This window comes from Streptomyces sp. NPDC048383, from assembly GCF_040651775.1.
GTDB lineage: Bacteria > Actinomycetota > Actinomycetes > Streptomycetales > Streptomycetaceae > Streptomyces.
The window spans coordinates 75,479-85,464 of sequence record NZ_JBEZKS010000035.1 but is presented as its reverse complement, the minus strand read 5'-3'; the positions used below and the strand labels follow the sequence as shown (position 1 = coordinate 85,464).

General features: G+C 73.1%; 8 protein-coding genes. 5 read left to right on the top strand and 3 right to left on the bottom strand.

Annotated features, from left to right (window positions below):
* Window positions 1-33: 33 nt before the first annotated feature.
* A complete protein-coding gene (locus AB0D46_RS23375) occupies window positions 34-2,229 on the bottom strand; it encodes an MMPL family transporter (protein ID WP_362880087.1) in 2,196 nt (731 codons plus the stop codon).
* A gap of 277 nt (window positions 2,230-2,506) precedes the next feature.
* On the opposite strand from AB0D46_RS23375, the gene AB0D46_RS23370 reads away from it, so the two are divergent.
* The 3 genes from AB0D46_RS23370 (at window position 2,507) to AB0D46_RS23360 (ending at window position 4,773) form a co-directional block, all read left to right on the top strand.
* Window positions 2,507-3,736, top strand: coding sequence for a sensor histidine kinase (locus AB0D46_RS23370; RefSeq protein ID WP_362880086.1), 1,230 nt, complete (start codon window positions 2,507-2,509; stop codon window positions 3,734-3,736).
* Entirely contained in the window at window positions 3,733-4,401 is a 669-nt protein-coding gene (locus AB0D46_RS23365) for a response regulator transcription factor (protein ID WP_362880085.1), read from the top strand. Before AB0D46_RS23370 ends, AB0D46_RS23365 begins: the two co-directional genes overlap by 4 nt.
* 141 nt (window positions 4,402-4,542) lie before the next feature.
* A complete protein-coding gene (locus tag AB0D46_RS23360; RefSeq protein WP_362880083.1) occupies window positions 4,543-4,773 on the top strand; it encodes a hypothetical protein in 231 nt (76 codons plus the stop codon).
* Here the strand turns inward: AB0D46_RS23360 and AB0D46_RS23355 are convergent.
* On the bottom strand, window positions 4,763-5,062 hold the full coding sequence (locus AB0D46_RS23355) for a hypothetical protein (RefSeq protein WP_362880081.1): 300 nt from the start codon (window positions 5,060-5,062) through the stop codon (window positions 4,763-4,765). The genes AB0D46_RS23360 and AB0D46_RS23355 overlap by 11 nt on opposite strands.
* A gap of 144 nt (window positions 5,063-5,206) precedes the next feature.
* Between AB0D46_RS23355 and AB0D46_RS23350 the strand changes: the two genes are divergently transcribed.
* Entirely contained in the window at window positions 5,207-5,548 is a 342-nt protein-coding gene (locus AB0D46_RS23350; protein WP_362880079.1) for a hypothetical protein, read from the top strand.
* Between the two features lie 74 nt (window positions 5,549-5,622).
* On the opposite strand, the gene AB0D46_RS23345 is transcribed toward AB0D46_RS23350, so the two are convergent.
* Entirely contained in the window at window positions 5,623-6,360 is a 738-nt protein-coding gene (locus AB0D46_RS23345) for a hypothetical protein (protein ID WP_362880078.1), read from the bottom strand.
* Between the two features lie 208 nt (window positions 6,361-6,568).
* On the opposite strand from AB0D46_RS23345, the gene AB0D46_RS23340 reads away from it, so the two are divergent.
* Window positions 6,569-9,973, top strand: a complete 3,405-nt coding sequence (locus AB0D46_RS23340; protein ID WP_362880076.1) for a CARDB domain-containing protein — start codon at window positions 6,569-6,571, stop codon at window positions 9,971-9,973.
* The last annotated feature ends 13 nt before the right edge of the window (window positions 9,974-9,986 follow it).

Genomic DNA, 9,986 nt, shown 5'->3' with positions numbered 1-9,986 from the left:
CGCGCCGGCGCCTTCCGGATCGGGCCGCTGCCCTCAGCCCACCGGGACCCGCTCCACCGGAGCGGCCCCGGCGGGCCGGGCGGCGGCCCGCGGCTTCACCGGCCACCACGTGGACCGGCCCAGCAGCGCGGTCACGGCGGGCACCAGCACGATCGACAGCACGAACGCGGACAGCAGGATTCCCACCGCCGTCGCGAAGCCGATCTGCTGCGTCCCGGGCTGCGGGCTCACCGCCAGGCTTCCGAAGGACGCGGCCAGCACCAGGCCCGCCGTGGCGACGGCCGGCGCGGTGTGCCGTACGGCGCGGGCCACCGCCGCTCGGGCGGAGCCGGGCCCGTCCATCTCCTCCCGGATCCGGTCGCCGATCAGGATGTTGTAGTCGGTGCCGAGCGCCACCACGAAGAGGAACAACACCAGCGGCAGCGTGAAGTCGACGCCGGGCCGCCCCAGTCCGTGCTGGAACACCAACGTCGAGGCCCCCAGCGTGGCCGCGAAACCCAGCCCGACCGCGATCATCAGCACCACCGGCGCCAGCAGGCTCCGCAGCAGCACGAGCAGGATGATCCCGATCAGGACCGCCGCCACCGGGAAGATCACCCTGAGGTCCTCGTCCACCGCCACCGCGATGTCGGCGAAGATCGCGGCCGTGCCCCCGACGTGCGCCGCGGTACCCGCCGGCAGGTGTGCGCGCACCGTCTCCCGCACCGGTCCCGAGACCAGGTCACGAGCCTGCTGCGTGCCCGAACCGGCCGTCAGCGACAGGTCGATGCGCGCGGCGCCCCGGTCCTCGCTGAGCACGGTCGGCGCGACCCGGCCCACGCCCGGCACCTTCGCCAGCGCCCCGGCGAGGGCGGACACCCGCTCGGTGCTCAAGGGGACGCCGTCCTCGGCGGCGACGAACACGCCGGTCGGATCCGAGACCCCGGCGGGCAGGGACCGGGCGATCTCCTCCGCCGTCGCCACGGCGCCCGTACGCTCGCCGCCCGCGCCGCCCTGCCCGTAGTCCATGCGCATCCCGCTCAACCCCGCCGCGAGCGCCCCGAGCAGGGCCACCGAGGCGAGCACCAGCGCCAACGGACGCCGCGCCACCAGAGCGCCGAGCCGTCCGGCCGCGCCGACGGGGGGCTCGCGCCGCAGCGATCGGGACGGCCAGAACATCCCGCGCCCGGTGACGGCGAGCAGCGCGGGCATCAACGTCAGACTGCCCAGCAGCATCACCAGCACCGACACCGCGATCGCCGGACCCAGCACGCGGAACTGGCCGAAGGAGGCGATCCCGAGCGTGGCGAACGCGGCCACGATCGTCAGCGCCGCGGACGTCACGGCCGTCCCCACCCGGCCCGCGACCTCCCGGGCCGCGTCGCGGCCCGACTGCTCCGGGTGCGCGCGCAACCGTTCGCGGAAGCGGAACAGGAGGAAGAGGAAGTAGTCGATCCCGATGCCCACGAGCACCACGCTGATCAGCCCCGGAGTGGAAGGGGCCAGCCGGATGCCCGTCAGCAGGGAGGCGCCGACGACGACGCCCGTCGCCGCGCCACCGATGACGGCCACCGCGACCAGCGGGAGCAGCGCGGCCGCCGGGCTGCGGAACACCAGCACGTGCAGCAGCACGATCAGCCCGGTCATCACCGCCCCCACCACCGTCGTACGCGTCTTCTCCGCGTCGGCCGTGTCCACGACCGTGGCCGGCCCGCCGGTGAAGCCGGTCCGCAGGCCCGCTTCCCCGAAGGCGTCACGGGCGTGGTCCCGGAAGGCCCGGTAGGTGTCCTGCACCCCCGGGTCCGCCGGGTTGCCCGTCAGCTCCACCGACACCAGCCGGAAGGCGCGGTCCGGCGCCGTCAGGCGTCCGCCGAACACGGGCACCTGCGAGTGGTCCTGCGCCAAGGGCATGGTGTCCTCGGTGACGGGCATCGTGATCCGCTCGCGCGCCAGTCGGTCGGTCACCTCGTCCACGCGCCGCTCGTCGGCGGCGGAGAGGGCGGCCCCGTCACCGCGGGCCACCAGGACCGTCAGCGGGTCGGAGTCCGGGCGCACCCCGAAACTCTCCTCGGCGATCTTCAGCGCGGCCGCCGAATCGTAGTGGGCGGGCAGGAAGTCGCCGTTGCCCGTCTGGGTCGCGCGGAAGACGAACGCCTGACCCATGATGGTCAGCGCGATGCCCAGCACCGCCCACAGGGCGATCACCTTCCACGGATTCCTCGTCGAGCATCCCGTCAGGGCGCGGATCACTTGTCTCCTCCGGTCCGTGAAGACCGCGCCGGACAACCCGGTCGGTCCCTTCAAGACCATCAGCGGACGGGCCCGTCGTCGTCCGGGCGCAGGAGGATCTCCGCACCGGGACCACGGTCGTGGCGCCCGCCCCGACCAGGACCGGAGTCCCGGTCGCGGACCCGACCCCGGGCCGGTGGTCGGGGCGCCGGCCGGTGCCAGAATGGATCCACGGATTCCGGGCGCGGCGGGCCCGGCACCGGCCGGGCGCCGCGGCCCGTGGGGGAGGACCCGACACATGAGCACGCGCACCGACAAGCCCGCGTGGACGCGCAACGACGCCCTGGTGGCGGTCGGGGCCGCCGCCGCCGACCTGCTGGGTTTCGCCGTCACCAGCCAGTTCGACGGCAACCCCCTCGGGATACCGGCGGCGTTCGCGCTGGTCCTCTCCGGACTGACCCTGATCCTCCGTCACCGCCGGCCGGTGCTCGTCCTCGCGGCCGTCCTCGCCCTCGGAGTCGTGGTCAACACGGCCGGGCCGGTCGCACCGCACTTCGGCCTCGGCCTGGTCATCGCCCTGTACACGGTCGCCCGGAGCTGCCGGCCCGCCGTGGTGGTCGCGGCGGGCCTGGTGGCCGTCCCGGCGCCCTCGATGGGACAGGGCGGGATGCTGCTCCCCGGCGGGTGGGGCGTGCTCGCCAACGCGGCCGCCGCCGTGATCGTCGTCGGGGCCGCCCTGGTGGTGAACCACCGGCAGCGGGAGGCCGAGGTCCACCGCGCCCTGGGTGCCGAGCGGGCCCTCGCCGAGGAACGTCGGCGCATCGCCCGGGAACTGCACGACATCGTCGCCCACCACATCACCACCATGCAGCTGATGGCCGGCGGTGCGCGGGCCAACCTCGCGCACGACCCCGAGGCCGCCCGCGAGGCCCTCGTCACGCTGGAGGGCTCCGGGCGGATGGCCCTGGGCGAGATGCGCCAACTGCTCGACGTCCTGCGGGCCGGTGAGGAACCGGAATCGGGCCTGCCCGCCCCGCAGCCGGGGGCCGACGACCTGGCCCGGATCGTCACCGAGGCCCGGCTCGCCGGCATGGACACCGAGCTCACCGTCGACGGAACCGTACGTCCGCTGCCGCCGACGGTCGGCCTCACCGTGTTCCGGGTCGTCCAGGAAGCCCTGACCAACGCCCGCAAGCACGCGGGGAACTCCCGGGCCCGGGTACGGCTGACGTACCGCCCCGACGAGGTCACCGTCGAGGTCCGCGACGGCGGCACCGGCCGGGCCGCGGGGGACGGCAGCGGTCCGGGTACGAGCCACGGCCCGGGCGCCCAGGCCGGCCGGCGCACCGCGGCTTCGCGGGCCCCGGGACGCGGCGGGTACGGTCTGATCGGAATGCGTGAACGCGTCGCCCTGCAGGGCGGCACCCTGGAGGCCGCCCCGATGGACGGGGGCGGGTTCCGGGTCGCGGCCCGGCTCCCGGTGGCACCGGGAGCCGGCGCCGCCGAAGGAGAGGAACACCACCGATGATCCGCGTGCTCATCGCCGACGACCAACCCCTCGTGCGGCGGGGCCTGGCCCTCATCCTGGCCCCCGAACCGGACGTCGAGGTCGTGGGCGAGGCCGAGAACGGCGCCGAGGCCGTCGACCTCGCCGTTCGACTGGAGCCCGACGTGGTCGTCATGGACATCCGGATGCCGGTCCTCGACGGCGTACAGGCCACCGAACGGCTCGCCGCCGCCCGGCCCGGCTCCCGGGTCCTGGCCCTGAGCACCTTCGACATGGACGAGTACGTGGTGGCCGCGCTGCGCGCCGGCGCCTACGGCTTCCTGCCCAAGGACGTGTCCCCGGAAGAGCTGATCGCGGCCGTCCGCACCGTCCACGCGGGCGAGGCCGTCGTCGCCCCCCGCCTGCTCACCCGACTCATCTCCACCTACGTACGGGCCCCTTCGCGCGAGCCCCGACCCGTGCCGGACGCGCCCACCGGCCTCACCCCCCGTGAGCTGGAGATCTGGCGGCTGCTCGCCCGCGGCCTCGACAACGCCGCCGTGGCCGCCGAACTCGACATCAGCGTCTCCACCGTGAAGAACCACATCACCGGCATCTTCACCAAGCTGGGCGTCCGCGACCGCGCCCAGGCGGTGATCGCCGCCTACGAGTCGGGGCTGGTCGAGGCCGATCGGAGGGCCACTTGATCACCATGTGCCCCGCAGGACCCGAATCCGTCCGGCGCCCGAACCGCTGACCAGCGAAAACACTGGACGATTCGCCCGTGCGGAGGAAGGGGCCCGCATGGCACAGTGCCAGGAGCACAACCGTCGTACCAGGGAGCCGCCATGCGTGACCCGCACTCCATGCCGTCGGTCCTCACGGCCGCGCCCGAAGGCCGGACCCGGCCGAGCCCGCTGCCCGACTGCCCGGTGTGCGTCGAGGTCCCGGAGCGGATCTCCTGGCGCCAACGGCCCGGCGAACCCGTCGTCCTGGTCTTCGAGCCCTGCGGCCACCGCCACACCTCACCGGCGCCCCCCGTTCTCGCGGTGACCCCGCCCCCACCGTTCACGCGCTGAGCGCGGCGGCGCCCCGCGGCGCGAAATCCTCCTCCCCGAGGACCTCGATCCCCGCCCCCAACGGGCGAGGGGCCGACGGCCCGGCGGCCCCGTCACCGTCCACCCGGTCGGTGTGCTCCGGATAGTGGGCCTCGTAGGCCTGGATCAGGGACACGAGCAGCTCGAAGGAGGCGTCGTCGAGCGGGGATTCGCCCGAGCCGTAGGAGGCGGCGGACACCCGGACGACCGCGGCGATGGCGTCGGCGTACTCATCACGGTCGGCCGTGTCGGGAGCGGTGGTGTGCGTCATGTCGTGATGCTGGCGCAGTGGTCTGACAATCGGCCCGCAGGCGGCCCGCGTCCGCCGCGGTGCCCCTGGTCCGTCGGGCACGCCCGGTCCTCGTATCGTGTACCCGAGCCGCTCACCGGCGCGGCAGAAGACGGAGAACCCCTGATGGACGTGCAGCACTTCGAGCGGATCACCGCGTTCATCGAGGCGCGGCTGACGCCGCTGTTCGACGCGGAGACCGGAAGTGAGCGCGGTTTCGCGATGGACGACACCTCCCGGGCCCTGCGCGCCCTGCGCAACAGCGTCCTGGAGGCCGGCGCGGTGAAGGGTCTCATCGAGAAGCGGGAGACGGCCGAGCCGCGTCTGCGCACCGTCATCGACCAGTCGGTGGAGCACCACTGGGACGTGCTGCGCGGCATCGCCCGGCAGTGGGAGGACCACACCGACTTCCGCCGCGAGTTCAAGCGGCACGCCTGGGAGCTCGACGAGGCCCCCGCGCAGGTCTGAGAGCGCGGCTACTAGGGCCCCCCGACGCAGTGCGTCCGGGGGTCCCGTCATGGGATCGTCACCGGCCGGGGTCGTCACTGGCTGGGGGCGCCGCCGATCAGGTAGTCGACGCGGCGTCGCAGACCGCTCCAGCGGCGGTCGTGCCGGTACGCGCGCTTCATCGTGCGGGCCCGCGCCCTCGGCCGGCGCCGGTAGAAGCGGCGGGCCCAGGGGGACACCGGGCGGGCCAGTCGCAGCGCCGCGACCATGGCGATCAGCGGCACCACCGCGCCGAGCACGGCCATCCGGGGCTTGCCCTTGAAGAGAGCCACCACGGCGAACAGCAGGTTGAGCACCACCGTCGACACCAGCGTCATCCGGCTCTGCTTCTCGTCCGGGGTGAGCCCGTCCACGCCGAGCGGCAGGAACCCGCAGAGCAGGAACGAGGCGAGGGCCGTGGTGAGGATGACCACCTCGATGCTGATCGTGCCCTCCTTGGTCCAGTAGACGTCGCTCAGGTGCAGGATCAGCGCGAACTCGTCGAGGACGAGTCCCGTCCCCATCCCGAAGAGCACGGCGGCGAGCGCCGACCCCCAGCCCGTGCGGCCGCCGCCGATCGCGGTGAACCCGCCGACGGTCATCAGCACCACGCCGGGCACGGCGTGGTGGACGTGCATGCCGCCCGGCGTGACGTTGCGGAACGGCCCCTTCCCGGCCCGGATCATCCGGGTGATGACCCGCGTGATCGCGAACGTCAGCACGAAGGCGGACAGGGCCAGCAGCAGGGGCAGCTTGCCCGGTTCGAGGATGTTTCGGTACCACCAGTCGCCCATGCCGTCACCCTCCCGGGCGGGGTCCGCGCGCGCATCGCGGAAGCCGCCGTTCGGGCGCGCCGTGTGAGGACCGTTGACAAACCGGTGACCTGATAGAAACCTGTCACCCTGATCCACGCAAGGAATCAACGAGATCCCTCAAAATCTTGCGCAGAGATCGAGATTAGTCGGCAGGTCCTCGCCCCACCCTTCTGGAACAGAGGCCCCCATGAGATGGAAACGACACGGCCGCACGCTCGTAGGCGGCCTGCTGCTCGGCGCCCTGACCGCCCTCGGACCGACCCCCACCGGCGCCGCGGCCGGACCCGCCGCGCCCGCCGCGGGCACCGTCAACCTCGCCCTGGGGCGCCCCGCCACGGCCGGCGGCTCCCTCGGCGGCTACCCCGCGACCGCCGTCACCGACGGCAGCCAACAGACGTACTGGGAGGGGCCCACCGGCGCCTTCCCGCAGTGGCTCCAGATCGACCTCGGGGCCGGCACCACCGTGGACGAGGTGGTGCTGAAACTGCCCACCGCCTGGGAACGCCGCACCCAGACACTGAGCCTCCAGAGCAGCGCCGACGGCGCCACCTTCACCACGCTGGCCGCCTCCGCCCCCAAGGTCTTCGACCCCGCGCAGGCCAACAAGGTGTCCCTCGGCCTCGGCTCGGCCCCCGCCCGCTACCTCCGCGTGAACGTCGCCGCCAACAGCGGCTGGAACGCCGCCCAGATATCCGAGTTCGAGATCTACGGGGCGAGCGACCCCGGTGACCCGGGCGATCCCGGCGACCCGCCCCCGACCGGCACCAACCTGGCCCGGGGCAAGCCCATCGAGGCCACCTCCACCACGCAGTCCTACGTCGCCCCGAACGCCAACGACGACAGCCCGAGCACCTACTGGGAAGCCGCCCAGCAGAGCTCGTCGCTGACCGTCCACCTCGGGGCCAACGCCGACCTCGCCGGAGTCGTCGTGCGGCTCGACCCCGACGCCGCCTGGGCGGCACGGACCCAGAACTTCGAGGTCCTCGGCCGTGAGCAGGCAGCCACGGCGTTCACCACCCTGCGCGCCCGCGCCGACCACTCCTTCAACCCCGGGACGAACGGCAACACGGTGACCGTGCCGGTCAGCGGCCGCTTCGCGGACGTCCAGCTGCGCTTCCACGGCAACACCGGCGCCCCCGGGGCCCAGGTCGCCGAACTCCAGGTCGTGGGAACGGGCGCCCCCAACCCCGACCTGACCCTCACCGACCTGACCTGGTCACCGTCGGCGCCCTCCGAGACGGACGCCGTCACGGTGAACGCCACCGTCCGCAACGCGGGCAACGCCCCCGCCGCGGCGACCACCGTACGGATCAGCCTGGAGGGCGTCGTCGCGGGCGGCGCCCCCGTCGCCGCGCTGGCGGCGGGCGCCTCCGTCACCGTGCCGGTCGCCGTCGGCAAGCGTCCCGTGGGCCGCTACACGGTGTCCGCCGCCGTCGACCCCGAGGGCACCGTCGCCGAGTCGGACGACAGCAACAACAGCCGCAGCGGCGCCGGCCCGCTGGTGGTCGGCCAAAGCCCCGGCCCCGACCTGGAAGTCACCGGGATCACCCCCGACCCCGCCACTCCGGCCGTCGGAGCCAAGGTGACCTTCACCGCGGCCGTGCACAACCGCGGCACCGCCCCGGCGCCCGCCAGCGTCACCCGGCTCACCGCCGGCGCCGTCACCCTGAACGGGAACACCCCGGCCGTGGCCGCCGGGGCCACCGTCACCGTCGCGCTCGACGGCAGCTGGACCGCGACCGGCGGCGGCGCGACCCTGACCGCCACCGCCGACGCCACGGGCGTCGTCACCGAGACCAACGAGAACAACAACGTCCACTCCCGCTCGATCGTGGCCGGCCGCGGCGCCGCCGTCCCGTACACCGAGTACGAGGCGGAGGCCGCCCGCCACACCGGGACCCTGCTGCGGAGCGACCCCGAGCGGACCTTCGGCCACACCAACTTCGCCACCGAATCCTCCGGCCGCGCCTCGGTCCGGCTCTCCGCGACCGGCCAGTACGTCGAGTTCACCTCCACCCAACAGGCCAACTCCATCGTCGTGCGCAACTCCGTGCCCGACGGCCCCGCCGGCGGCGGAGCCGCGACCACCCTCAGCCTCTACGCCGACGGCACCTTCGTCCGCAAGATCGACCTGTCCTCCAAGCACAGCTGGCTGTACGGCGCCACCGACAGCCCCGAGGGCCTCACGAACACCCCTCAGGGCGACGCCCGCCGCCTGTTCGACGAGTCCCACGCCCTGCTGGAGCGCAGCTACCCGCCGGGTACCAAGTTCCGGCTCCAGCGGGACGCCGGGGACGACGCCGCCTACCAGATCGTCGACCTGATCGACCTGGAACAGGTCGCCCCGCCGACCGCCAAGCCCGCCGAGTGCACCTCGATCACCGCCTACGGGGCCGTCCCCAACGACGGCATCGACGACACCGACGCCCTCCAGCGCGCCGTCACCGACGACCAGAACGGCCGCATCGACTGCGTGTGGATCCCGGCCGGCCAGTGGCGTCAGGAACAGAAGATCCTCACCGACGACCCGCTGAACCGGGGCCAGTTCAACCAGGTCGGCATCCGCGACGTCACCGTCCGCGGCGCCGGAATGTGGCACTCCCAGCTGTACGCGCTGACCCCGCCCCACCAGGCCGGCGGCATCAACCACCCGCACGAGGGCAACTTCGGTTTCGACATCGACGAGAACACCCGGATCTCCGACCTCGCCATCTTCGGCTCCGGCACCATCCGCGGCGGCGACGGCAACGCCGAGGGCGGCGTGGCACTCAACGGCCGCTTCGGCAAGAACACCAAGATCACGAACGTCTGGATCGAGCACGCCAACGTGGGTGCCTGGGTCGGCCGTGACTACGACAACATCCCCGAACTCTGGGGACCGGGCGACGGCGTCGAGTTCACCGGCGTCCGGATCCGCGACACGTACGCGGACGGCGTGAACTTCGCCAACGGGACGAGGAACTCCACCGTCTTCAACTCCTCGTTCCGCAACACCGGCGACGACGCCCTCGCCGTGTGGTCCAGCCGCTACGTGAAGAACACGGCCGTCGACATCGGCCACGACAACCACTTCCGCAACAACACCGTCCAACTGCCCTGGCGGGCCAACGGCATCGCCGTCTACGGCGGCTACGGCAACACGATCGAGAACAACCTGGTCTCCGACACCATGAACTACCCGGGCATCATGCTCGCCACCGACCACGACCCGCTGCCGTTCTCCGGGCAGACCCTGATCGCCAACAACGGCCTCCACCGCACGGGCGGCGCCTTCTGGGGCGAGGCCCAGGAGTTCGGCGCGATCACCCTCTTCGCCTCGGGCCAGGACATCCCCGGGGTGACCATCCGTGACACCGACATCAGCGACTCCACCTACGACGGGATCCAGTTCAAGTCCGGCGGCGGCAGCGTGCCGAACGCCGTGATCGACCACGTCCGCATCGACCGGTCGAACAACGGAGCCGGCATCCGGGCCCACGGCGGCGCCCGCGGCAGCGCCGACCTCACCGGGGTAACCATCACCGGATCGGCCGACGGCGACGTCCTGGTCGAACCGGGATCACAGTTCGTGATCCGCGGCCGAGCCGGGTAGCGGACGCCCGCAC

What these genes read in the sequence shown, in the direction of transcription:
- AB0D46_RS23370 (WP_362880086.1), top strand. Translation starts at nt 2,507, where the DNA reads ATGAGCACGCGCACCGACAAGCCCGCGTGGACGCGCAACGACGCCCTG.
- AB0D46_RS23365 (WP_362880085.1), top strand. Translation starts at nt 3,733, where the DNA reads ATGATCCGCGTGCTCATCGCCGACGACCAACCCCTCGTGCGGCGGGGC.
- AB0D46_RS23360 (WP_362880083.1), top strand. Translation starts at nt 4,543, where the DNA reads ATGCGTGACCCGCACTCCATGCCGTCGGTCCTCACGGCCGCGCCCGAA.
- AB0D46_RS23355 (WP_362880081.1), bottom strand. Translation starts at nt 5,062, where the DNA reads ATGACGCACACCACCGCTCCCGACACGGCCGACCGTGATGAGTACGCC.
- AB0D46_RS23350 (WP_362880079.1), top strand. Translation starts at nt 5,207, where the DNA reads ATGGACGTGCAGCACTTCGAGCGGATCACCGCGTTCATCGAGGCGCGG.
- AB0D46_RS23345 (WP_362880078.1), bottom strand. Translation starts at nt 6,360, where the DNA reads ATGGGCGACTGGTGGTACCGAAACATCCTCGAACCGGGCAAGCTGCCC.
- AB0D46_RS23340 (WP_362880076.1), top strand. Translation starts at nt 6,569, where the DNA reads ATGAGATGGAAACGACACGGCCGCACGCTCGTAGGCGGCCTGCTGCTC.